19 protein-coding genes, 1 pseudogene and 1 riboswitch are annotated in these 24554 nt (G+C 66.6%); of the genes and pseudogenes, 7 read left to right on the forward strand and 13 right to left on the reverse strand.

What is annotated here, in order from left to right; genetic code table 11:
• The first annotated feature begins 4 nt into the window (after window positions 1-4).
• Window positions 5-916, forward strand: coding sequence for a pyridoxal-phosphate dependent enzyme (locus tag ACIA8C_RS07580; protein WP_397132013.1), 912 nt, complete (start codon window positions 5-7; stop codon window positions 914-916).
• A gap of 19 nt (window positions 917-935) precedes the next feature.
• Window positions 936-1766 (forward strand): annotated as a pseudogene (locus tag ACIA8C_RS07585) (fatty acid desaturase family protein); the annotation flags it as partial.
• A 104-nt stretch (window positions 1767-1870) separates the two neighbouring features.
• Here ACIA8C_RS07585 and ACIA8C_RS07590 read toward each other — a convergent pair.
• On the reverse strand, window positions 1871-3328 hold the full coding sequence (locus tag ACIA8C_RS07590) for a cellulase family glycosylhydrolase (RefSeq protein ID WP_397132015.1): 1458 nt from the start codon (window positions 3326-3328) through the stop codon (window positions 1871-1873).
• Window positions 3329-3773: 445 nt separating this feature from the next.
• On the opposite strand from ACIA8C_RS07590, the gene ACIA8C_RS07595 reads away from it, so the two are divergent.
• Window positions 3774-4760, forward strand: a complete 987-nt coding sequence (locus tag ACIA8C_RS07595) for a monodechloroaminopyrrolnitrin synthase PrnB family protein (RefSeq protein ID WP_397132017.1) — start codon at window positions 3774-3776, stop codon at window positions 4758-4760.
• A gap of 5 nt (window positions 4761-4765) precedes the next feature.
• Here the strand turns inward: ACIA8C_RS07595 and ACIA8C_RS07600 are convergent, their stop codons facing one another.
• Both ACIA8C_RS07600 and ACIA8C_RS07605 read right to left on the reverse strand, forming a co-directional pair.
• Entirely contained in the window at window positions 4766-5386 is a 621-nt protein-coding gene (locus ACIA8C_RS07600) for a cytochrome b/b6 domain-containing protein (RefSeq protein WP_397132019.1), read from the reverse strand.
• Window positions 5370-6104: a molybdopterin-dependent oxidoreductase gene (locus ACIA8C_RS07605; RefSeq protein WP_397132021.1), complete on the reverse strand. Its 735-nt coding sequence runs from the start codon at window positions 6102-6104 to the stop codon at window positions 5370-5372. The genes ACIA8C_RS07600 and ACIA8C_RS07605 overlap by 17 nt, the downstream gene beginning before the upstream one ends.
• Window positions 6105-6165: 61 nt before the next feature.
• Between ACIA8C_RS07605 and ACIA8C_RS07610 the strand changes: the two genes are divergently transcribed.
• From ACIA8C_RS07610 to ACIA8C_RS07625, 4 genes are all read left to right on the forward strand, one after another.
• Entirely contained in the window at window positions 6166-6360 is a 195-nt protein-coding gene (locus ACIA8C_RS07610; RefSeq protein ID WP_396993887.1) for a hypothetical protein, read from the forward strand.
• A gap of 108 nt (window positions 6361-6468) precedes the next feature.
• Window positions 6469-7032, forward strand: coding sequence for a TetR/AcrR family transcriptional regulator (locus ACIA8C_RS07615; protein WP_397132023.1), 564 nt, complete (start codon window positions 6469-6471; stop codon window positions 7030-7032).
• A gap of 74 nt (window positions 7033-7106) precedes the next feature.
• Complete coding sequence (locus tag ACIA8C_RS07620; protein WP_397132025.1) at window positions 7107-8144, forward strand: medium chain dehydrogenase/reductase family protein; 1038 nt, start codon at window positions 7107-7109, stop codon at window positions 8142-8144.
• 111 nt (window positions 8145-8255) lie between these two features.
• Window positions 8256-9341 carry a PQQ-dependent sugar dehydrogenase gene (locus ACIA8C_RS07625; protein WP_397132027.1) on the forward strand — a complete coding sequence of 362 codons (1086 nt, stop codon included), beginning with the start codon at window positions 8256-8258 and terminating at the stop codon, window positions 9339-9341.
• A gap of 10 nt (window positions 9342-9351) precedes the next feature.
• Here ACIA8C_RS07625 and ACIA8C_RS07630 read toward each other — a convergent pair whose 3' ends face one another.
• The 10 genes from ACIA8C_RS07630 to ACIA8C_RS07675 all read right to left on the reverse strand — a co-directional run bounded on the left by ACIA8C_RS07630 (window position 9352) and on the right by ACIA8C_RS07675 (window position 24428).
• Window positions 9352-10719, reverse strand: coding sequence for an L-serine ammonia-lyase (locus ACIA8C_RS07630; RefSeq protein WP_397132029.1), 1368 nt, complete (start codon window positions 10717-10719; stop codon window positions 9352-9354).
• Entirely contained in the window at window positions 10716-12011 is a 1296-nt protein-coding gene (glyA, locus tag ACIA8C_RS07635) for a serine hydroxymethyltransferase (protein WP_397132031.1), read from the reverse strand. The genes ACIA8C_RS07630 and glyA overlap by 4 nt, the downstream gene beginning before the upstream one ends.
• A gap of 38 nt (window positions 12012-12049) precedes the next feature.
• Window positions 12050-12146, reverse strand: a riboswitch (glycine riboswitch).
• 209 nt (window positions 12147-12355) lie between these two features.
• Window positions 12356-13141, reverse strand: a complete 786-nt coding sequence (locus tag ACIA8C_RS07640) for an IclR family transcriptional regulator (RefSeq protein ID WP_397132033.1) — start codon at window positions 13139-13141, stop codon at window positions 12356-12358.
• Between the two features lie 12 nt (window positions 13142-13153).
• Window positions 13154-15016: a putative nucleotidyltransferase substrate binding domain-containing protein gene (locus ACIA8C_RS07645; protein WP_397132035.1), complete on the reverse strand. Its 1863-nt coding sequence runs from the start codon at window positions 15014-15016 to the stop codon at window positions 13154-13156.
• Window positions 15017-15023: 7 nt separating this feature from the next.
• Window positions 15024-16580 carry a GMC family oxidoreductase gene (locus ACIA8C_RS07650; RefSeq protein ID WP_397132037.1) on the reverse strand — a complete coding sequence of 519 codons (1557 nt, stop codon included), beginning with the start codon at window positions 16578-16580 and terminating at the stop codon, window positions 15024-15026.
• Entirely contained in the window at window positions 16573-18102 is a 1530-nt protein-coding gene (locus tag ACIA8C_RS07655; RefSeq protein WP_397132039.1) for an APC family permease, read from the reverse strand. The genes ACIA8C_RS07650 and ACIA8C_RS07655 overlap by 8 nt, the downstream gene beginning before the upstream one ends.
• 63 nt (window positions 18103-18165) lie before the next feature.
• Window positions 18166-19647: an aldehyde dehydrogenase family protein gene (locus ACIA8C_RS07660; RefSeq protein WP_397132041.1), complete on the reverse strand. Its 1482-nt coding sequence runs from the start codon at window positions 19645-19647 to the stop codon at window positions 18166-18168.
• 6 nt (window positions 19648-19653) lie between these two features.
• Complete coding sequence (locus ACIA8C_RS07665) at window positions 19654-20790, reverse strand: aromatic ring-hydroxylating dioxygenase subunit alpha (protein WP_397132809.1); 1137 nt, start codon at window positions 20788-20790, stop codon at window positions 19654-19656.
• A 25-nt stretch (window positions 20791-20815) separates the two neighbouring features.
• Complete coding sequence (gene solA, locus ACIA8C_RS07670) at window positions 20816-21979, reverse strand: N-methyl-L-tryptophan oxidase (RefSeq protein WP_397132043.1); 1164 nt, start codon at window positions 21977-21979, stop codon at window positions 20816-20818.
• A gap of 4 nt (window positions 21980-21983) precedes the next feature.
• Entirely contained in the window at window positions 21984-24428 is a 2445-nt protein-coding gene (locus ACIA8C_RS07675; protein WP_397132045.1) for an FAD-dependent oxidoreductase, read from the reverse strand.
• Between the last annotated feature and the right edge of the window lie 126 nt (window positions 24429-24554).

Genomic DNA, 24554 nt, shown 5'->3' on the forward strand with positions numbered 1-24554 from the left:
GACCGTGCCCGCCTCACCCCCGACCACCGCGCCGACCGACGCGTATGCCACGCCGCTCATCGACGCCGGTGCGCTCGTGCCAGGAACTCGGATCCTGATCAAAGACGAAACCCGTTACGCCTCAGGCAGTCACAAGGAACCGGCCGCCCGCGCGGTCGTCGCCCGTGCTCTCGCCGAGGGCTACCGGCGGGTCGTCATCGCGACGTGCGGCAACTACGGCCGCGCCATGGCCATGGCGTGCGCCGCGGCCGACATCGCCTGCACCGTCGTGCTGCCCACCGGATGGAGCGATGGCGGGGCGTTCATGCGGGAGGCGGGCGCCGACGTGCACCTGGTTCCCGGTACCTATGAGGACGCCGTCGACGAATCCCGCATCCTCGCCCGCGCCGAGGGTTCGATCGACGGAAACGTGGACGGCCCGTACGTGGACGCGGTATTCGAGGGGCACGGTGTCGTCGTGCACGCCCTGCGCACCGCGCTGCCCGAACCGCCTGCCGCACTGTGGATTCCGGTCGGCAACGGCACCACCATCATCGCGGTGCACCGGCAGCTGCGCGCTCTCGGCTGGTCGGTGCCGATCAACGGCGTCGGTTCCGCCGCCAACAATCCCGTGGTGACCAGTTGGCCCGGCGAATACCAGATGCTGCCCGCCGACGGCGTCGTCACCACCGATCACAATCAGCCGCTGGTCAATTGGCACGCACTGCAGGGTCCCGAGGCGATGGCCGCGGTGGCCGAGACCGGTGGCGCGGTGTTCGGGGCCGACGACACCGAACTGCTCGCCGCCCGGGATCTGCTGGCCGAGCACGGTGCCCGGCCGACGCCCTCCGGTGCCGTCGCCCTCGCCGGACTGCTCGGCCATGCCCGAGACACCGCCCTCAGCGGTACCCATGTCGTCCTGCTCAGCGGCCGCTGAGCCAAGTCGAGAAGGTCAGATGACCCACCCCGCTTCGGGCCTGCTGTTCGCCCGCGCCCGGACCACCGCTGCCGACGAGCGCGTCTTCTTCGGCAAACTGGCCCTACTCGCCGTGCTCACCGCGCTCGGCGTCGTCCTCGCGCTGCGGCCGGAGCCGCTGGCGCTGATCGCCGGGGTGCTGCTGTTGGCGGCCATGTACACCCACGCCGTCGAGTTGCAGCATCAAGCATTGCACCACTCCGCTTTTCGCGCCGCGTGGCCGCATCGACTGGTCGGCGTGCCGCTCGGCCTGCCGCTGTTGGTGGTGTACACCAACTATCGCGTCCGTCACCTACAGCACCATCGATACCTCGGAACCCCAAGGGACACCGAGTTCTTCGGTTTCGATACCCGTAAGCCGCTCACCATTGGGCTACTGCTGCGCGGCATGTTCGACTACGCGCGAATTGTCTTTGTCCTGCGCGACGTGCTGCGTGCCTCGACCGGACGCTGGCGCTACGAACACGGCGACATCAGCGTGACCATGCGCCGCCGAGCCATCACCGAACACCAGATCCTTGGCGCGCTCCTGCTTGCCGTCATTGCCATCGCGGCAACCGGCCAGCACGACCTCGTCCTGCGAATCTGGCTGCTCCCCTTGCTGTTCGCCGTCCCGATGCACTTCCTCGTGGAACTCCCTGAACACCTCCTCTGCGACCCCGCCACCACCGACGTCCTCCGCAACACCCGCTCCATCCGCGGCAGCCGCCTGAGCACCTGGTTCACCAACGGCAACAACCTGCACATCGAACACCACGCCGCAATGTCGGTCCCCCTCAACCATTTACCCGCCCGCCACGACGAGGTCCGCCAGCACGCACTCCACGTCGAACGCAGCTACCTCGACTTCTACCGCACCCTGTGGCGAGCGATCCGTCGTTCCACCGTGCCACCCTCGCCGGATCCCGCCGGAGACTACGGGACCAGCTTGGCTCCCGCCGACCCTGGCCTGTTGATACGCACGGTGACCGATGCGGAGCCGTTGCCTTCGACGGTGACTATTCGCGCTCCGGCGGCCGAGGTGACGGTGCCGCCGTCGACGCGGACCTCGTAGCCGTTCGGGTAGTGCAGGTCGGAGACGTAGATTTCGGTTGGGGCGGAAGTGGGTTTCGGGGTGTAGGTGTAGGCGAAATCGCCGGTGGCGGAGTCGAAGACGAATCGGCCGGGGGTGCCCGCGGTGGCTCGGGGGTAGGTGCGGACCAGGTCGCGGCCGATGTCGCCGAGGAACGGGTCGGGTTTGGGGGCGCCCGGTCCGAAGGTGGAGGCGTAGTGCCAGTATTGCCAGCCGATGAATCGTTCGTCGGCTCGGACCAGGGTGTTGCGTAGCACTGTGGCGTCGCCATCACCGAATTCGGTGACCAGAGTGGGGATTCCGGTTCGGTGGGTGAAGGCGTCGATGTTGCCCCAGGTTTTGTCCTGCTGCACCGGGCAGAGTCCGCGTAGCTGTTCGGGGAGGCCGAGGTAGATCGCCAGTTGGCTGGGGATGCAGTAGTCGTGCGGGGCGAAGACGATGCCGGGTGAAGTGATCGGCGGGTTCTTGCCGAGGTTCGACGGCATGGTCTCGTTCCAGGTCACGTTCGGCTCCCAGAACACCGGGATGCCGGTATTGCGGGCGCGGACCGCGTCGGTCAGTTTTTGCATGGCCGCTTGATATTTGGTGTCGAAGCCGGGGCAACCGTTCGGGAAGCAGGTGTGGAACGCCGAGCCGGGCCACGGCTCGTTCATCAGCTCGATGCCGAGCACACCTGCGCGCCCGTTGACCTTCGCGGTCAGCGCCGCCAGCGCCGTGCCGAGATAGTCGAGCACACCATTGCTGTTGTCCCACACCTCATCCCAGCCCCGGTTCATGCTCGGCATCAGGTAGTACAGCGGAAAACCTGGGTTCGGTTCCCAGACGGCCGGGCGCGATCGCAGCGACCATTCCGGGAAACCGTTGCCGCCCCAGATCTTCGACAGTCCGTCCTGATGGTTGTCGAGCAAGGTGTAAATGCCATGTGCCGCAAGCGTATCGATCACCGAGCCGATGCGATCGAGATAGGCCGTGTCGACGACGCCGCGCGTCGGCATCAACCCGTCGAAACTCACACCGAGGCGCACGGTATTGAACCCATGTCCCGCAAGCAGAGTCGCGTCCGCATCGGTCAACGTGAAGCCATCGCCGGGTTCGATATACGGCGCCTGCTTGTCGACGTTGTTGACCCCGTGCAGCAACACCTTGCGCCCGAGCGCGTCGACGAGATAGCTCCCCTCGGCCTGAAGCCTGCTGATCGAAGGCCCCGCCGGAGCGGACTGCGCCGGGGCCGGAAGCGCAACCATGCCCGCGCACCCGATCACCGCCACCGCGGCCCCCACCGCCCATCGCGCGCCGGCCATCGCCGTTCTCATGACTCCGCGCATTGGCATCTCCGCTCACGTGAACCGATAACGCGCTTAATGGTCACACGTCCAGTTCAAGCGAACATAACCACCGCGACTTCCCCAGTCGTCTGGGGATATCCAGACCTTTCATCTAATTCGTTTACCAGAAGTTTGCCCAAGCAATTATTGACAACTCATGGGATGTTTGTTTGCCTTGCTACACAATCGCTTCGGACCGCACGACGGTGACGGCATCCAGCACCACCACCTGCGAGGCACGCTGACTCGCAGAACAAGATAGGACCCGATGCCAGCCCTGAGAAAGCGGTCACGACCGTCCGCGCACATTGATCCAGGTAGTAGCGGAGCTCGCTCGATACGCCTCGATGAATCGTCATGCCACCAGGTTGCGCACCGAGATCCGCTGTCCGCCGACGCATTGCTGGCGAACTTGCCCGCAATGAACGCCGCCGCCGATGTGCGCGAACTCGCCAAGTCGTTTCGGCAATTGGTGTGGCGTGCCCGCGAGGTGGAACTCCTGGAGGTGCCCGACCGGCTCGCGGCAATGCGGGATGCCGGGATGTTCCTCTCGTCGCTGCAGCGGCACGGCGTCGAGCCGCTCGAAGCGGTACCCGAAGCCACCGACACGCTGCTGGCGTGGGGGCTCTCGGTGGACATGGTCCCGCGCGACACGGTGCTGCACTACGGCGTCTGGAACCCGCCAGGCAAGCGTCAGCGCATGTTCCTCGGCGACCGTCAGGAGAACGTGCTGATCGATGCCGTTCGCGTCAGCACCTTGCTGATCGATGAAATCGCTCCGATGCTCGCGGGATCGGCCGAATTACGGCCGAGCGACACCGCCTTCGGCGAGATCTGTCACGCGGCAGCGGACCAGTTGGAGACCTTGCCGGAGGTGATGAACGACGTCTATCGCAATGTCGACCCGGTCGAATTCTATGCCGCCCAACTGGGCCCGTTCATGACGGACGTGACCGTCGCCGACCGCCAATATTACGGCCCCGCACCAGTTCACGTTCCGCTGTACCTGATCGACCACCTCGTGTGGTCCGCCGACCGCGGCGACGCCGACCTTCGCTATTTCCAGCATGATCTCGTGAAATACGGCCTGCCCCAATGGCGCCGGTTGTTCGAGCAGACCGAGGGCTCCCCCTCGCTGATCACTCGACTCGTCCGCGAATTCGACCGCCCCACCGGTCCACCGGCCACCAGGGTCGCCGATGCGATGGACGGCGCGATCCGAATCATGAACGCGCTACTAACTTTTCGCGGCAAACACAATCTCATGGCGGGCGGCGCCTACACCGACACGTCCCGGTACGCGACCGCGTCGGCGGGCGTAAGCCCCGGCCTGCTCGACCACATCCTCACCCTCACCCGCGATGCCACTCACCACGCCCGCTCCCGCCGCACCGGCACCAGATCCTGACCGCGTTACTCGGCGTCCTCGTCCGCCCACCGCACGTGCTCTTGCTCCGCCCAGCTCCGCCTGACTTTCCCGGTGAGCATGCCGCGCATCGCTTCCGCGTCGCGCAGCGCGTACATGAGGTGGCCGACGACCAGGATGCCGAAGGCAAGGGCGAACCAGTCGTGCATCAATGTCGCGCCGGTACGCCATGCCAGACGGGTCCAGTCCGGGAAGAACATGATCACGCCGGTGCCGAGGAGTACGAAGATCGATCCTGCGCTCAGCGCGGCGTTGAGTTTCTGGCCCGCGTTGAACTTGCCGACCTCTTCCCCGGACAGGCGGCGGCCCTTGAAACGGAGCCACAACCAGTCGGCGCGGGTGAAGCGGTTGAGTCTGGACAGGTCGGCACGGTAAGCGCGGGAGGCCAGACCGACAACGATCGGCACGGGCAGCGCGAAACCGCAATATACGTGGATGATTTCGACGATGTGGCGGTTACCGACCAGGACCGCGAGCGAGCCGTTGTACAAGATCGCCGCGGTGAGAATGCAGATCAGGACCAGCACACCGGTCAGCCAATGCACCCAGCGCTCGGCGCGGCTGAAGCGAGGCAAGTCGCGCTCGGTCGGGTCAGCCGGTGGGATCATCGCCGCGCCCGTTCGACTGGCCGACCCATCCGTCGATGGAGTAGCCCCGATGCTCCCAGTAGCCGGGGACGACGTCTTTGGTCAGCTCGATTCCGGAGAGCCACTTGCAGCTCTTGTAGCCGTACATGGGTGCCACGTAGAGGCGAACCGGGCCGCCGTGGTCGTGGGTGACCGGGGCGTCGAGCATCTCCAGCGCGACGAGCACGTCGGCGCGCCGGGCCTGCTCGAGCGTGAGGCTTTCGGAGTACGTGCCGTCGAAGGAGGTGAATCGCACCGCCTTCGCGGTACCGCTCACTCCGGCGTCGTCGAGTAGATCGGCGAGCCGGACACCGCGCCAACGCACCTCGGGCACCCGCCACCCGGTGACGCATTGGAAGTCGCGCACCAGTTCCTGCTGCGGCATCGCCCGCAGATCACCGAGCGTGTAGCTTTGCGGCGCGTCGACCAGGCCGGTGATGTCGAGCCGATAGTCGCTCGCGTCGCGGTTCGGGACGCTGCCGGTGACGGAGTAGAAGCGAAAGGTGTTGCCCAGCGGGAAAAGTCCGACCAGGCCGGTCGGATCGCGGTTGCCGATCGGGCCGAGCACGGCCGAGAGCCCCTTCTGTATATATGTCCCGCCGAGCACGCCGGCGGCACCGGCGGCAAGCAGTCCGAACACCACCCGCCGCCCTACTGGCGCGCCGAGGCGCTCGGGATCGGGACTCTCCACTATGGGCACCTCTCCACTATCCACCGACTATCCTGGCAATGGACTGAGCGGCGCAACGAAAGGCAGCCTTATGCGCAGCCCCATTCTCGTCGCACTCGGCGTGATCATCGGACTCGCCGGACTCCTCTGGTCGTTGCAGGGCTTCGGCGTCGTCTCGGGCAGCCCTATGAGCGACACCGTCACCTGGTCGATCATCGGCCCGATCGTGCTGATCGCCGGGGTGCTGCTGGCCGTGTGGGGCTATCGAGGACGAGCCTCCCGCTAACCACCCTTGGCCGAACATTCTTGCGCTACCAGCACATTCGGCCCCTTCCCGGGCGGATTCGATACTGGCGGTTGACGGCGATTCAAGAGTGAGTGTACAGTCACTCACATGACAAAGCGCGGAGCGACACTCTCCACCTCGGAGATTCGACGGGACGCGGTCGTCGATGCGGCGATCACCGAGTTCGCACGCACCGGCTACCACGGCACGCCGATCAACAACGTGGCCGCGAAGGCGACGATCTCGCCCGCCTACGTCTTCAAGCTGTTCCCGGGCAAGATCGCCCTGTTCGTCGCGGCCATCGACCGCTGCTTCGAACTGGTCGAGCAGGCCCTGTCGGCCGGCGCGGCCCGCGCCGACGGTGCGAGCCCGGACGAGATCCTGTATGCGATGGGCGGCGCTTATGCGCAGCTGATCGCGGACAAGAGCCTGCTGATGCTGCAGGTACACGCCCAGTCGGCAGCGGATATCCCAGAGATCGCGGACGCGATGCGCCGAGGACTCGCCCGGGTGACGAACTTCGCCAAGACGCGTTCCGGCGCCGAAGACAGTGCCGTCCAACGTTTCCTGGCCTACGGACAGCTCTGCCACCTCATCGTCACCCTCGAACTGGACAAAAAGGATGGCGACTGGGCCGCCATCCTCACCGACGGCATGCGCCATCCGCACTAGATCTTTCGAGCCCCGACCGCAGGGCGCTTTTTCAACCCACAGAGTGACTGACCAGTCACACACTAGGAGTTCCGATGAGCACCACCACCGCAGTCGAGATCGTCCTGCCCGGCCAGGTAGCACCCGAAGGCCTGCAGGTCACCCAGCGTCAGCTGCCGGCCCTCGGACCCGGCCAGGCCCTGGTCCGTGTCGAAGCCTCCGGCGTCTCGTTCGCCGAGCAGCAGATGCGTCGCGGTAAGTACTACGATCAGCCGGCGTTCCCCTTCGTGCCCGGCTACGACCTGGTCGGGACGGTCACCGAGATCGGCCCCGCGGTCGACCGGGCGTTGATCGGGCGTCGCGTCGCCGCCTTGACCAAGATCGGCGGCTGGAGCAGCCACATCGTGCTCGACGCCGCGGACCTCATCGCGGTGCCGTCGGCGCTCGATCCGGCCGAGGCGGAAACCTTTGTGGTGAACGGGATCACGGCGTGGCAGCTGCTGCACCGGATCGCGAAGGTCGAGCGGGGTCAGACCATTTTCGTGCACGGCGCCAACGGTGGCGTCGGCTCGACCTTGGTGCAGCTGGCTCGGGCCGCCGGTATCCGGGTGATCGGTTCGGCCTCGGCGCGCAACGCGGAGGTGGTCGAGGCGCTCGGCGCCAGCCCGATCGACTATCGCGGCGATGTGGCACAGCAGGTTCGGGCGCTGGCGCCGCAGGGCGTCGACGCGGTATTCGATCACGTGGGCGGCCCCGGCATCGTCGATTCGTTCGAGTTGCTCGCGCCGCACGGCACGCTGGTGGCCTACGGTACCGCCTCGACCAAGAACGACGAAGGCAACTCGCGACTGCCCGTGTTGAAGCTGTTCGGTCAGCTGATGCTGTGGAACGCGCTGCCCAACAAGCGAAACGCGCATTTCTACAACATCTGGGCGGGCAAGCGGAACCTGACCCGGTTCCGCAACCACCTCGCCGAAGACCTCGGCAAGGTCCTCGACCTCGCCGCCAACGGCACGCTGCGCGCCCAGGTGGCCGCCCGAATCCCACTGAGCCAGGCCGCGGAGGCCCTCGCCCTCGCCGAATCCGGCACCGTCACCGGCAAAGTCGTAATCGTCCCCGACCCCCAGCCCTGAAACGCGGCCGCGCCTGGGCAACCACGAAAGCATTGACCCGTCCGGCTTCGCGGCGTCTTCCCCAGTCGTTCTCCAGTCGAGTTGACCACCTGGATGGGGGTCTACTTGGGTATGACTTCGGCACTTCGGAGTGCGGCACGATTCGCCGGTGCCGCCGTGATCGCTTTAGCGGCAACCGTTTTCGTTGCCTTGCCCAGTTCTTTCGCGCAGCCGGTCATTTCCGCTGGAGCCCCGGACCTCAACGCCCCCGAGGAGCTGGCTCGCGATATAGCCGTGCCATGGGGGCTGACGTTCCTGCCGGGAGGTGACGCACTGGTCGCGCAGCGCGATACCGGGGTGATCTTGCGGCTGACGCCCGGCGCCAAACCCACGCAGGCTTATCGGGTCCCGGGCGTGGTGGCACGTGGCGAGGGTGGACTGCTCGGCATCGCGGTATCGCCGAAGTACGCCGAAAATGGTTACGTCTACGCATATTTCACCGCCAGCGGCGACAATCGGATTGTGCGATTTCGCCTCGACGGGCAGCCGGAGGTGATCTTCAAGGGAATCGCGAAGGCCACTATTCACAATGGCGGCCGGATCGCCTTCGGGCCGGACGGCATGCTCTATGTCGGAGTCGGCGACGCCGGACAGTCGAGTCGAGCGCAAGATCCGGCGAGTTCCAATGGCAAGATTCTCCGACTGGACGCCGACGGGAAACCCGCGCCCGGAAACCCGACCCCGAATTCCCCGGTATACACCCTCGGTCACCGCAACGTGCAGGGCCTGGCGTGGGATGCGACCGGGCGACTCTATGCGACCGAATTCGGCCAGGACACCTATGACGAAATCAATCTGATCCAGCCGAATCGCAACTACGGCTGGCCCGTCGTCGAGGGCAAAGGCGACACCCATGGCGGCCGGTACACCAATCCGCTGATCACCTGGCCCACCAGCGAGGCCTCGCCCTCCGGCCTAGCGATCACCGCGAACACGCTGTATGTCGCGGCATTACGCGGCGAACGACTGTGGACTATCCCGCAGAAAGCAGACGGCACCCTCGGCACGCCTTCCGCACAACTACGTGACCGCTACGGCAGGCTGCGCACCGTACAGGTCGCACCGGACGGCGCCCTGTGGCTCACCACCTCCAACACCGACGGCCGCGGCGACATCCGCCCCGGCGACGATCGAATAATCCGCTTTCCGACCCGCTGATTTGCGGGGGTCAGCATTCGACGACGGCTACGGCTAGGCCGCCTCGGGAGGTTTCCTTGTATTTGTCGAGCATGTCGGCGCCGGTGGCGCGCATGGTTTGGATTACCTGGTCCAGGGATACGTGGTGGATGCCGTCGCCGCGGATTGCCATGCGGGCGGCGGTGATTGCTTTGACGGCGGCTATCCCGTTGCGTTCGATGCAGGGGATTTGGACTAGGCCGCCGATGGGGTCGCAGGTTAAGCCTAGGTTGTGTTCCATGCCGATTTCGGCGGCGTTCTCGATCTGCTGTGGTGTGCCGCCGAGCACGGCGGCGAGTCCGGCGGCGGCCATGGCGCAGGCGGAGCCGACCTCGCCCTGGCAGCCGACTTCGGCGCCGGAGATCGACGCGTTCTCCTTCATCAGTTGGCCGATGGCGCCCGCGGTCAGCAGGAATTCGACGACGCTGTCCTCGTTGCCGGTGATGAAACGCTGAATGTAGTGCAGCACAGCGGGAATGATGCCCGCGGCGCCATTGGTTGGCGCGGTGACGACGCGGCCGCCCGCGGCGTTCTCCTCGTTGACCGCCATCGCGTACAGCGTGACCCATTCCATCGCGCGCAGCGGATCGTTCTCCTCGGCTTCGGTAGCGAGGCGCTCGAACAGTGTCGCGGCGCGTCGTCGCACCCGCAGGCTGCCCGGCAGCACTCCGCCCGTCGACATTCCGCGTTCGACGCAGCGCCGCATGACATGCCAGATGTCGAGCAGGTCCGCGCGAACCTGATCCGCACTGCGCCAAGACATTTCGTTGGCCAGCACCACCGAGCTGATGGACAGCCCGGTCGCGGCGGTGATCGCGAGCAGCTCGTCGGCCGAACGGAACGGATACGCGACCGCGACCGGCGCTTCGACGGCGCGCCCGTCGATTTGCTCCTCGTCGACGACGAAACCGCCACCGACCGAGAAGTATTGGCGCTCGAGCAATACCCGCCCCGCCGCATCGCGCGCGCTGAACAGCATCCCGTTGGTGTGGAACGCCAACCGCGTGAGCCCGAGCAGTTCGATGTCGCTGTCGACGCCGAACCCGATCGACTGCACGCCACCGAGATACAACCGGCCGGTGGCCCGCGCCGCGGTGACGGTGGCGGTCAACGCGTCCGGGTCGATGGTCTCCGGTTGCGCACCGGACAACCCGGCCACCACCGCATCGACCGTGCCGTGGCCGCGCCCGGTCGCGCCGAGCGAACCGTACAGCTGAACCCGGATCGCGGCCGTGCCGTGCAGCACGTCGGCGTCCTTCAGTCGCTCGACGAACGCGGCCGCGGCCCGCATCGGCCCCACCGTGTGCGAACTCGACGGCCCGATACCGACCCGGAACAGGTCGAAGACGCTGATCGTCACGCCGGATTCCGCAGCCCGAGGTACAGCGGGAACCGTTGGGCCAGCGCGTCCACCCGCGCGGTCAGCGCCGCGGCGTTCGCAGCACCGCACAGGGCTGTCGCGATGATGTCGGCGACCTCGGCGAACGCGGCGGTGTCGAAGCCGCGCGCGGCCAGCGCGGGCGTGCCGATCCGCAGCCCGGAACTGATCATCGGCGGACGCGGATCGAACGGAATCGCGTTGCGGTTGACCGTGATTCCCAAGGTTTGCAGCAGATCCTCGGCCTGCTTGCCGTCCAGTTCGGCAGCGCGCAGGTCGACGAGCACCAGGTGCACATCGGTGCCGCCGCTGACCACGCCGATGCCCGCGGCCCGGCAGTCCGGCGCCAGCAGCCGGTCGGCGAGCACGCGCGCGCCGATGAGCGTGCTCTCCTGCCGCTCACGGAACGCCGGTTCGGCCGCCATCTTGAACGCGACCGCCTTCGCGGCGATGACATGCTCGAGCGGTCCGCCCTGCTGCCCGGGAAAGACCGCCGAATCCAGCTTCTTGCCCAAATCCGCTGTGGCGAGGATGAATCCACCGCGCGGGCCACCCAGCGTCTTGTGGGTGGTCGAGGTGACGACGTGCGCGTGCGGCACCGGCGAGGGATGCAGCCCGGCCGCAACCAGTCCGGCGAAGTGCGCCATGTCGACCATCAGGTACGCGCCGACTTCGTCGGCGATCCGCCGGAATTCGGCGAAGTCGAGGTGCCGAGGGTAGGCCGACCAGCCCGCGATGATCAGTTTCGGCCGATGCTCGCGGGCGAGCCGCGCCACCTCCGCCATGTCGACCAGCTGGTCATCGGCCCGAACATGGTATGCCGCAACGTCATACAGCCGCCCGGAGAAGTTGGCCTGCATACCGTGGGTGAGGTGACCACCGTGGTCGAGCGCCAACCCGAGGATGCCGTCACCGGCACGCAGCAGCGCGTGCATCACCGCCGCGTTCGCCTGCGCCCCCGAATGTGGTTGCACGTTGACGTATTCGGCGCCGAACAGCGCGCGCAGCCGCTCGATGGCCAGCGTTTCGATTTCGTCCACGTACTCGCAGCCGCCGTAATAGCGGCGTCCGGGGTAGCCCTCGGCGTACTTGTTGGTGAGCACCGTGCCCTGGGCCTGCATCACCGCGAGCGGCGCGTAGTTCTCCGAGGCGATCATTTCCAGTCCGCGCTGCTGGCGGTTGGTCTCCTGATCGACAAGCGCGGCGACGACCGGGTCGAATTCGCGCAGCGAGACGTCGAGTTCGGTGCGGAGGGCAGAGCCAGGATCAGCCATGGGGAGCCTTTCGTCGACGCGGATGCGTTGGGTGTGGCTCCTCCCGCTCTGTCCTAGGGCCTGAGAGATTCACGCGTTACGCGTTTGCCCCGTCGGCGAGTGCGTGGTGGTGCACTACTTTTCAGAGTTGCCTTATGCGCGGCGGTACTGGGCCTGAGAGATTCCCGGGAGGTGTTGCTCCTTCGGCTCTCCATCGCCTGGATGGAGATCTCCCGCTGCGTGTGCGGCTTATTCAGTTGTCGGATACAGCTAGTTGTTGCGTATAGCGCAACAACTGCGCGACACGCGACTCAGTATCGTCGGCGCTCGCGCACGTTGTCAATGGCGAACAGTACCCCAGCTGGTCAACCGAAGTAGCCCAGCCGATGGCTGATGTCCACGGCACTCGCGATCGCCAGTTCGGCCGTCGGCGCGAAGCGCTCGGGACCGAGCCGATAGGACGGCCCCGAAACGCTCAGTGCCGCAACGATCACCCCGCTACTGTCGAAGACGGGGGCGGCGACAGCGTTCAGCCCGATCTCCAATTCCTCACGCACACTTGCCCATCCGTGCTCCCGGACCGCCACCAACTGCGCCGCGAGATCAGCGACCTTGGTCAGGGTGTTGGCGGTATATGCCTCCAACTTCGGGCCGACCTGCTTGCGCAGCGCCGCCGGTTCGAGACCGGACAGCAGCACCTTGCCGCTGGAGGTGGCGTGCGCCGGACAACTCTGCCCGACCCAGGACCGCAGCGCGATCGAGCCGGTGCCTGCCGCCTCCACGATGTTGATGATCCGATTACCGTCCAGCACAGCGATATTCGTGGTCTCCCCCGTCTCGGCGGCCAGCGCGTTGCACGCGTCCTGGCTCTGTCCGACGAGATCGACCTGCGCGCTGGTGGATCCGGCCAGCCGGACGATGGAAAAGCCGAGCCGGTACTTGCCGCGGTCGGAGAGTTGCTCGACGTAACCGCGCGATTCCAGCACGGCGATCAGCCGGGAGACGGTAGATTTGTGCACACCCAGTTCGGCGGCGATCTCCGTGACGCCGGCCTGGCCCAGCTTGGCGATGATCTCCATCACCAGCAACGCGCGGTCGACCGACTGCACCGCAGCGGTCCGGCTCGTGTCCTCACCATCCTGTTTCGCCATGACGCCGTCATTCTAAGCCGAGGTGATCGCGATACCTCGAACGCGTCGCTGCACGGCCGCGATCTCGCGCAACGCGTCGTTGAGCAGGCTCCGATTCAACGGCGACAATTCCGGCATCAGCACGATATCGCCCGGCCGGTGCCCCGCGGACAGTTGCTCGACCTGATGCACCATCCGCATGCGCTGCAGCATGACGAACACCTCGGTGAGCACCGCCGCATCGCGCTCGGCGATGACACCGGCGGACGCGGCGGCGGCCAACCGCACCGGCGTCGTCGCGGCGGTCACCCCGGCCGCCAGCCCGCCCCACCGGGCGAGGTTGACGATGGGGACCAGCGCGTGACTCTTCAGATCGAACGTGCCGCCGCGCCGGGCCAGCACATCCCGCAGCGACCGCGCCCGCACCCGCCCGGACAACGCGTCGAGCAACTGCAGCCGCAACGCGTTCGGGTAGTCGGCCCGCATCCGGCCGAATGCAACGGGCACCGCGTGCAGCGCGGGATCACCCCAGACCACCCGCCCGTCGATCAGCAGCGACGACATGACCAATCCTCGATCGATCAGCGGATCATCCAGCCAGCGTGCCGCCGCCTTCGTCCAATCCGACCGGGACCGCGCGAATTTCGGTTTCGCGGCGATCGCCCCGTTGCTGTCCGCGGGTAACCCGCACGCGTCCAGAATGGCGTGCGTCCGCTCGGCGATCGCCCGCAGTTGGTCACTGGCGGTGGACAATTCGTCGGCCCAGGACAGCGCGCTGTCCACGTCCGAGGACGGCATCGCCTCGCGCCGGGCGATACTGCCGAGGGTCAACCAGGCGAACCCGACGCTCGGCGCGTCGGCGGATTCGGCGAGCGCCAGCTCGAGGGCCTTGCGGATCACCGAGTCGATGACGACGGAGAGAATGCCGCTCGTCGCCGACGCCTTGGTCCCGTTGCGGAACAGATCGACCGTCGTGCCCGGAATGTCGCGAGCGGCTCGCTGCAGCTGGGTCGCGTTCGTGGCCGCACCGATCGCGCGGCGCAGCACGAAGCTTTGCCGCGCCGAGGCCGCAAGCAGCTCAGAGTCGTCGAGCACGCCGAGTACCTCGCCGCGCCGGGAGACCACCGGCATATGCCGCAGCCCGGCCTCCAGCATCTCCATCAGCACGGTCTCGGCGGGTAGGTCCGCGCTAACCCGCCGGGCCGGCGCACTCATCGCCTGCGCGATCGGCACGTCCACCGACAGCCCTGCCGCCACCACCTTCACGCGCAGGTCCTGATCGGTGAAGATGCCGAAGTCGCCGTCGGGCAACCGGATCAACACCGACGAGATGTGCCGCTCGGTCATCCGGATCACCGCGTCGCGAACGCTGGTGTCCGGTGTCACGAAAACCGCGGCCGCCGTGACGAGTTCACCCGCCGGACGAGCGCCGAGCACCTGCGCCATCGGGGTTCGGTTGCCGGACACCGTCTTCCACGCCGATGATGCCAGAAACGCCAGCCCGTCCGGTTGCGCGAACTGGGTGCGGACGAGCTCGCCGGGCAATCGGATCAGCACGCTGGTTTCGGCTGCCAGCGCGACGAATTCGGCACTGCCGCCGGTCAGCAGCGGCACATAGCCGAAGATCCCACCGCCCTCGATGGTGTCGAGCGTGCGGCCGTCGTCGGACTGCGGTGACGTGGCGGCGTCAGGACCGCTGCGACGCAGGATGACTCGGCCGGTCCGCACCATCCAGATGTCGTCGGGCACCTGCGTCGAGTAGTCGCTGATCACCGTGCCCCCCGCGAAGTCGTGCAGCGACGACGCCGCGGCGAGGCGGTCGAGCTCGGCGGCCGACATCGACTGGAACGGTGCGTGCCCGCCGAGGAACGCCGCTAGTTCGCCCTCCGCAGGCATCTGCGGCTCACGTGGTCCGGAGGAGATCCGCGCATTTCTCGGCCATGGCCATGACAGTAATGTTCGGGTTCACCGCGGGCAATTTCGGCATCGCGGACGCGTCCACCACCCGCAGTCGCGACACTCCCTTCACCCGCAGCTCGGGATCGAGCACCGCCATCGGGTCGTCGACCGCGCCCATTCGTGCCGTGGCGGCCGGGTGGTAGACGGTGTTGTGGGTGGCGTGGATATAGCTGATCAGCTCGTCGTCGGTCGTCGCGTCCGGTCCCGGCGCGAGTTCCGCGGCGATCCACTCCCGCAGCGGTGCCTGCTCGGCGATCTTGCGGGCCAGCCGGACGCCGGCGAGCATGACCCGCTCGTCGTGACCGTCCGGGTCGGTGAAGTAGCGGGGGTCGACCTTCGGCCGGTCCCGGAAGTCGCGACTGCGCAACCGGACCGTGCCGCGCGAGCGGCCCTGTGTGACATTGGGCGTCAGGCAGAAGCCGTTGTCGGTGGTCGGGTAGCCGCGGCGCAGGGTGTTCATGTCGAACGGCACGCTGCCGTAGTGCATCATCACGTCCGGCACGCGCAATGCGTCGTCGGTCGTGGCGAAAAGGCCGATCTCCCACCACTGCGTCGAGGTCTGCACCATGGGCCGGGCGGCGTCCCAGAACACCAGCCCTTCCACGTGGTCGTCCAGGTTTGCTCCCACGCCGGGCGCGTCGACAAGCACCGGAATGCCGATCTCGCGCAGGTGGTCGGCGGGCCCGATCCCGGACAGCAGCAACAACTTCGGCGTATCGATGGCTCCGGCGGTGACGATGACCTCTCGCCGCGCGGAGGCCGTGTCATAGCCGATGCCATCGGGACGTTGATACCGCACACCGGTCGCGCCGTGCGCCTCGTCGAACAGGATCTCGCTGACCCAGCAGCCGGTGCGCACCTCCAGATTCGGGCGCGAATCCAGCACGGGATGCAAGTAGGCATGCGATGTCGACATGCGCGTGCCGTCCTCGGCCGCGTTGATCTGGAACCAGCCCGCCCCGTTGCGTACGGTGGCACCTCGATTGAATTGCACGGTCGGCAATCCGACCGCCGCTGCCGCCGCGAGTACCGCGACGCCGCACGGGTCGTCCGGCGGCACGTCGCGCAGCCGGACCGGGCCGCTGCGACTGTGCTGATCGCCGGGCGCGTCGTTGTTCTCCAGCCGGGTGACGTAGGGCAGCACGTCGGCCGCGCCCCAGCCCTTCGCGCCGAGCGCCGCCCACTCGTCCAGATTCTCCGCGGGCGGCCAGAACGCGATACACGAGTTGTGCGAGGAACATCCGCCGAGCACCTTCGCGCGGGCATGGCGCAGATAGCTGTTCCCGCGTTCCTGCGGTTCGACCGGATAGTCCCAGTCGTAGCCGGAGTCGAGCAGATGCATCCACTGCGCGAGTTCGAGGATGGCGCGATCACCCACATCGGACGGGCCCGCCTCCAGCAGGCACACCGAGACGCCCGGATCCTCGCTGAGCCGGGCGGCGAGCACACACCCGGCCGTCCCGCCGCCCGCGATCACATAGTCGAACACCGTGTCAGACATTGCCGCGCACCTCCACTGCGTGTGACGCCAGAGTGCCGATTCGCTTGCGTCCCTTGATCCCATACCAGGCGAGCCCGGCGCCGAGGATCACGCCGATGTAGATGAACGCGCCCCAGGTGTTGTACCAGGGTGTGCCATATACGGATTCGCGCGGCCAGGCCAGGTTCGTCGCCATCCCGACGCCCCACACCACGGCGATGATATTGACCAGCATCCCCCAGCGACCCATCGTGAAATAGCCGCCCGCCGCAAGCTCTTTCGGCGGCCACTGACCCTGGAACCGCTTCTTCAGCATCGGCCCGGTCACCATCAGGTAGGCCAGGTAGATCATGATGATCGCGATCGAGGTGAGCACCGTGAAGATCTTCGGCTGGCCGATATTGACCACCAGGATCAGCGCGGCGAGCACCCCGATCAGGATGGCGGGCACCACCGGCGTCTGGGTCTTGGGGTGCACGCGAGCGAGCTTCTCGCCGAAGGGCAGCGCGTTGTCGCGGGCCATCGCGAAGGTCAGCCGGATGGCGGCGGTGTGCACGGCGAGCGAACACACCGTCACCGCGATCACGATGCAGCACAGGAAGATCGTGCCGAGCGGACCCCACATCACCTGTTCGACAATGTATTGCAGGCCACCGCTGGAGCTACCGATCTGCGGATCGTCGAGATCGGGCGCCGCCATCACCGCGAAGGCCAGGATCGCGCCGCCGATGACGAACGACGCGAGCACCGCGCGCAGGATGGCCTTTGGCGCGGTGCGCCGCGGCTCCACCGTCTCCTCGCCGAGCGAACTCGCGGTGTCGAAGCCGTACATCACGTAGCCGGAGGCGAGCGAGGCCACCAGGAACGCGCCGAGGTAGCCGCCGGACGCACCCGCGCCGTAGCCGTGGGTGGAGAAGAACACCTGCGGACCGCGAGTCGCGTTGGCCGCCAGGATGATCGCGATCAGTACCGCGGCGATGAGCTCGATGAAGACGCCGGCACTGTTGATCATCGCCATCAGCCGGACGCCGAGCGCGTTGATCGTGGTGGTGAACACGATCATGATCGTGCCGAGCAGCACCGCGTTGGTGGCGTAGTCGTATTCGCCACTGCCGTCCCCGATGATCTGGAAACCGCTCCACAACCGTGGCAGGTTCAGCTGGAGCGCGAGCACGACCGCGGCCAGCGTCACGATCGAGGCGGTCAGCATCAACCAGCCCGACGACCAGCCGACGATTCTGCTGCCGAGCGATTTGGACCAGTTGTATACCGACCCGGCCACCGGATAGCGCGCCGCGAGCTCCATGAAACACAGTGCGACGGCCAGCTGCCCGACGAAAACGATCGGCCACGACCACAGATATGCGGGACCCGCGCTGTGGAAACCGAAATAGAACAGCTGAAACGTACCGGTGAGGATCGAGATATAGCTGACCCCCGCCGCGAAGCTGGCGAATTTTCCGATACTGCGGTCCAGGGATTCCTTATAGCCGAAATCCTCCATTCCGCTGTCGTCGGACACGCCGGATTCTTTGACCACCATTGCTAACCGTGCCTTCCGCGGGCGGCCGTACGGGCTGTCCGGCCGAGATTGTGTAACAAACGATCAGACGCCCTTGAACCACTCCGCCGGCTTAGGTGCCGTGTTGTGCCAAATGTGTTTGATTTCTTGATATTCGGCCAGGCCGGTGGGGCCGAGTTCGCGTCCGTTGCCGGACTTCTTGAACCCGCCCCATTCCGCACCGGCGGTGTAATAGCCGAAGTCGTTGAGCCATACCGTGCCGTGCCGCAGCGCGCGCACCACCCGCTCGCCGCGGGCCGAATCCGAGGTGCGCACACCGGCGGCGAGGCCGTATTCGGTGTCGTTGCCGAGCCGGATCGCCTCGGCCTCGGTGCTGAATCGCTCCACCGTGAGGATCGGGCCGAAGGTCTCCTCCTGCACGATGCGCATCGATCGGTCGCACCTGTCGAAAATCGTTGGCAGGTAGTAACTTCCGTCCCGCAAGGCCGGGTCACTCGGCCGGGTGCCGCCGGTCACCAGTTTCGCGCCCTCCGAGATACCCAGCGCGACATAGGCTTCCACCTTCGCGCGGTGTTCCTCGGAGACCATGGGGCCGGTCTCGCTTGCCGGGTCGAGGCCGGGGCCGACCCGGATCCGTTCGGCGCGACCGGCCAGCTCGGCCACGAAGTCCTCGGCGATGGATTCCTCGACGATCAACCGGGTGCCCGCCGAGCAGACCTGACCGGAGTGCAGGAACACGCCGGTCAGCACGTGGTCGACGGCGCTTTCCCAGTCGGCGTCGGCGAACACGATGTGCGGGTTCTTGCCGCCGAGCTCCACCGCCACCTTGGTGACGTGCTCGGCGGCGACCCTGCTGATCGTCCGGCCGGTGGCCAGGCCGCCGGTGAACGAGATGAAGTCGACGTCGGGGTTGCCGGTGAGCGCCGTACCGAGCACCGCGCCGCTGCCCTGTACCAGGTTGAGCACCCCGGCGGGCACCCCGGCCTCCTCGGCGAGCCGCGCGAACTCGATCGTGGTCAGCGGGGTCACCTCGCTCGGCTTGAGCACCATGGTGCAGCCGGCGGCCAGCGCGGGCGCCACCTTCCACGACATCTGCAGCAGCGGGTAGTTCCACGGCGCGATGAGCACGCACACCCCGATCGGCTCACGCACCACCCGGCTGATCACCGCCGGGTCGCCCACATCGATCAGCCGGTCCGCCTGCACCGCAACCGCGTTCGCGTAATAGCGGAACACCGAGATGACATCGTCGATGTCTATCTCGCTCTCCACCAACGTCTTTCCGGTGTCGGCCGTCTCCAGCCTGGCCAGCCGGTCCTTGTCGCGGGCAAGCAGGTCGGCGATCCGCAACAGCAACGCCGACCGTTCGGCGACCGGCGTCGCCGCCCAGCTCCCCTCGTCGAAGGTCGTGCGCGCGGCGGCAACGGCGTCGCGCGCGTCGTCCGGCGTTGCCTCGTCCACCGTCGCCACGACGGCGCCATGGGCCGGGTCGATGATCTGCCGCACCCCACCGTCGGCGGCATGCGTCCATCGACCGCCGATGAGCAGATCCGGATCACCATTCATCTCACGTCACCTCACGTCACCGATACGACAGGACAACCACTCGTGGAACTCCGCGATGTGATGCTCGGCGGGCACCAGCACCCCGCCCTTACGGTAGGCGCGCGACGACATTGTGGGTTGCGTTCGCTCGCATGCCGCGAAATCCTGCTCGTTCACCCGGTGGAACAATTCGACAGAACGGGACACATCTCGTCCCGCGGCGATCACATCCTTGGTGTACAACCAATCGCACTCGACGATAGTGCGGTCCGCGGACACGGGGAACATCCGGTGGAAAATAATGTGGTCCGGGACCAGATTGACGAAAACCGTCGGCCGGATGGTGATGGCGAAGTAGCGACGGTCCTGTTCCGGCGTAACCCCAGGCAGCCGATCGAAACCCGGCGAGCCGTCGACGGTGAATCCGGCGATATCGGCGCCGAATTCCGCGCCGTGGCCGACGAACACCTGTGCGGCCAGGCCCTGCGCGAATTCGGGCAATACCTCGGTGAGCTCAGGGTGGATGGTCGCGCAGTGGTAGCACTCCATGAAGTTCTCCACGATGAGCTTCCAGTTCGCGGCGACGTCGTAGACGACTCGGCGGCCCACCTCGAGGGTGTCGATCTCGTAGGCGTCGATCGCGGCCGGGTCGCCGAGGCGTTCGGTGACCGCGCCCATCACCTCGTGCTCGAAGACCGGAGGCTCGTCGGCCAGGCAGACCCAGGCGTAGCCGAGCCATTCCCGCAGGGCGACCGGGACCAGGCCGTAGGCGACCCGATCAATGTCGGCTCCGGTGGCGTCCTTCAGCGCGGCCATATTGGGTGCGGCGAGCAACTTGCCGTCGAGCCCGTAGGTCCAGGCGTGGTACGGGCATTGCAGGTTGCGGCGCACCTGACCCTGATCCTCGGTGCACAGCATCGCGCCGCGATGGCGGCAAATGTTCAGGAAGGCGCGCAACGCACCGTCGCGGCCGCGCACGATCAGCACGCTTTCGCGGCCGACCTGCACCCGTTTGAACTGACCGGCCTGGCCGAGGTCACCGGTTCTGATGGCGCAGAACCACATTCGCTCGAAGAGCTGTTCCTGTTCGGCCGCGAATATGCCGTCGTCGACGTACCACTTGCCGCCGAGAGTCGGGATCAGGGCCGGTGACGTCACCGGCATGTCCGCCGTCGGACCACCGGCGTCGTTATGCGGTGCTGTTCTCACTGGTCACCAGCCTCTGCGGGTTGAAAAGTGCGATGGGGTGCTCGGTGGTCGCGTCGATGACCAGGTCGGCCAGGATCTCCCCTACCACCGGGACGAACTTGAAGCCGTGGCCGGAGAAGCCGCAGGCGATGGTGACGCGGGTGCCGCCGGGGTGGCGGGCGATGACGAAGTGCTCGTCGGGGGTGTTGGAGTACATGCAGGTGGCCGTGTGGACGCAGGGACCGGCCAGCGCCGGGAGCAGGGCGGCGACCCTATCCCGCATTTCCTCGATCTCGTGTGGGTGCACGACGCGATCGACGGTGTCCGGGGTGCAGACGATGCCCTTGCGGAAGAACGCCATCTTGACGCCGCCCGCAGGGCCATCGATGGCGGGGAAGCCGTAGATCTGTGCGCCGGAGTCGTCCTCCGCGATGTAGATCGGCTGGTCCTCGAAGGCCGAGGTGCCGCCGATCGGATCGAGCCAGTACAGCACCTGACGTTCGATGGTGATGGGAATTCCGAAGTCCGCCAACAACTGTGGCGCCCATGCTCCGGGGCAGATCACGAGCTGTTCCGCATGATAGGTGGCCCTGGCGGTCGTCACCGTTACGCCGGAAGCGGTTTCGGCCCAGCCCAATACCTCCTCGCCGAACGACAGCGTCGCACCGGCGCGCAGTGCCAGGTCGATGTGTGCCTGCACCGTCAGCTCCGGTCGGGCGAACCCGCCGTTGGACTCGTACACCGCGATGTCGTCGTCGGCGGGGGTGAAATTCGGAAAGCGTCGCCGGATCTCGGCAGCGTCGAGGACCACATGTGGCAGTGACCATTCCCGGCTCGCCCGCAGGCTGCCCGCGACCGTCAGGCTGTCCGGCGGGCCGAGATACAGGCCGCCGGTGAGCCGGACGACTTCGCGGTCGGCATCGGCGGCCAGCTTCGCCCAGAGCTCGTACGAGCGCAGCAACAACGGAACGTAGGCAGGGTCTTCGAAATACGACTGGCGGATGATGCGGGAGCCGCCGTGGCTCGAGCCGCGGTTGTGCGCGGGGGTGTACTTCTCCAGTCCGAGCACCCGCTGTCCGCGCGCCGCGAGATGATAGGCGGCGGCACTGCCCATGCCGCCGACGCCGATCACGATGACGTCGTATCCCTTTGTCGCCGTAGCCATGTCACTACCTCCGGATCCTGGACATCTCGGGATCGACCACCGGCTCGGCGTGCACGGTCGCGATGTGGCGGGCGCCGAGGTACTCGACCTCGACCGCGTCGCCCACGACGACGGACGCGGGCAGCCACGCGTAGGCGATGCAGCGTCCGATGGTGGCCGAATAGCCCGCACTGGTCACATATCCCCCGTACCGGCCGTAAACATAGACCGGCTCTTTGCCTAGGACAACGGCCGATGGGCTCTCGAAGACAATGCTGCGCAGGATCTTTGCCGGCGGCTCGGCCTGTTCCAGCGCGGCCTTGCCGACGAAATCGGGCTTGGTCATCCGCACCGCGAAGTCGAGACCCGCCGCCACCGGCAGGTGTTCCGCGGTCATGTCGGTTCCCCAACTACGGTAGGCCTTTTCGATGCGCAGGCTGTTGAACGCGATGCGGCCCGCCGCGATGACCTGGTAGGCGCTGCCCGCTTCCCATAGCAGATCCCACAGCGCGCTGCCGTATTCGGCGGTGGTGTAGATCTCCCAGCCGAGTTCACCGACGTAGGACACTCGCAGCAGGGTGACCGGAATGGGGCCGAGATAGGTGCGCAGCGCGCGGAAGTACTTGAACGACTGATGCGCCAGATCGTCGGAACACAAGGGCTGCACCAGGTCCCGCGCGTTCGGCCCCCAGACGCCGACACAGCAGGTGCTGCCGGTGATGTCGCGCAGCGTCACCGAGCCGTCGGCGGGCAGGTGGCGGGTGAACCAGTCGAAATCCATCGGCCCGTTGGCACCCACTTGGAATCGTTGCGCACCGAGCCGGGCAACGGTGAGATCGCTACGGATACCGCCGGTTTCGTCGAGGAGCAGCGTGTAGGTGACCGAACCGACGCTCTTGTCCACGTTGTTCGTGGTGAGCCGCTGCAGTAGGTCGAGCGCGCCGGGACCGGCCATCTCGTATCGGGTCAGCGGTGTCATATCGAACATCGCGACGCGTTCCCTGGTCCAGCGCGCCTCGGCGATGGAGATCGGCGACCAAAACTTACTCGACCAGTCGTCCCGGTCCGGAAACGGTAATCCCTCGTCGCGAACTCGTTGCGTCAGTGCGGCATTGGCCTCGTACCACGCGGGCCGCTCCCAGCCGCCGCCCTCGAAAAAGAACGCGCCCAACTCCTGTTGCCTGGCGTAGAAGGGACTGGTGCGCAGACCACGCAACGCGGTGCGATATTGGTGTGGGTGGATGATGTCGTAGACCTCGACGAAGGCCTGCGAACTGGTCTCCATGATGAATTGCCCGCTGCGCGCGACGTCTTCGAAGCGATAGAGATCGCACTCGTGCACGTCGGTACTCGGCGCACCGTCGATGATCCATTCGGCGGTCGCTTTCGCGACGCCGGCCGAATGGGTGACCCACACGGCCTCGGCAACCCAGAAACCCGCGAGATCCCGGTGCTCGCCCATGATCGAGAAACCGTCGGGGGTGAAGGAGAATATCCCGTTGAATCCCTCCTCCGGTTTCGAATCACCCAGCGCGGGCAGCAATTCCATGGACTCGCGCCAGGCAGGGGCGAAGTCGGCATCGGTGAACGGCAGCATCGACGGCATCGCCGCGCCCGCGGTGGCCGATGCCAGGGTCGACATGTCGACCGGCATCGGCCGGTGACCGTAGTAGCCGATGCCGATCCGGTCGTCGTGTACGCGAAAGTAGAGGTCCTGATCCTGATGGCGCAGGATCGGCAGGCGCGCTGCGGCGGCGCGGTCCGCTAGTGCCGCCAGCGATCCGGTCTTGGCGTACTGATGCGCCATCGGCACCAACGGCAGCACCAGCCCGACTTGCTTCGCCAGCTCCGCACCCCAGAACCCGGCCGCACAGACGACGATGTCCGCGGCGATGACGCCGTCGGCCGTCCGCACTCCCGCCACTCGCCCACCGCTCTCGGCGATGCCGAGCACCTCCTGGTTGGGCAGGAACCGTGCGCCGCGGGCCATCGCGGACCGCGCCTGCGCTTCGACCGCACGCACCGCTTTCGCCAAACCATCTGCGGGAGTGTGGAATCCGCCGATAACATGGTCGGCATCGAGCAGTGGATACAGAGCGGCACATTCGGACGCGTCCAGCAGGCGCCCCGCGATACCCCACGACTGCGCCCAGCCGAATTTGCGGTGCAGATCCCGCCAGCGCTCCGGCGTGGTGGCCACCTCCAGTCCGCCGACCGGATCGAACGCGCGTCCCGCCGGATGATCGAGTGCGCCGAACTTTTCGGTGGTGTAGCGGGCGAACTCGGTCATCGTCTTCGACGGATTGGTCTGGAACACCAAACCCGGTGCGTGCGAGGTGGATCCGCCGGTCGTGAACAGCGGCCCCCGGTCGAGCACGGTGATATCGGCCCAGCCACGGGCGGTCATTTCGTCGGCCAGCGATGCCCCGACGATCCCGGCTCCGATGATGACGACTTTCGGGTGAGCCAAAGGGTGCCTCCGTTGTTGCTAGTAGCGCAACGAATTCGTATTACGCAACAAATAGTCCACCCGTCACGGCATGCTGTCAACCGCGGGAAACCACGTGTCAACAGGGCTATTCGGGGGCTTGACGCC

Source organism: Nocardia sp. NPDC051321, assembly GCF_044455225.1.
GTDB lineage: Bacteria > Actinomycetota > Actinomycetes > Mycobacteriales > Mycobacteriaceae > Nocardia.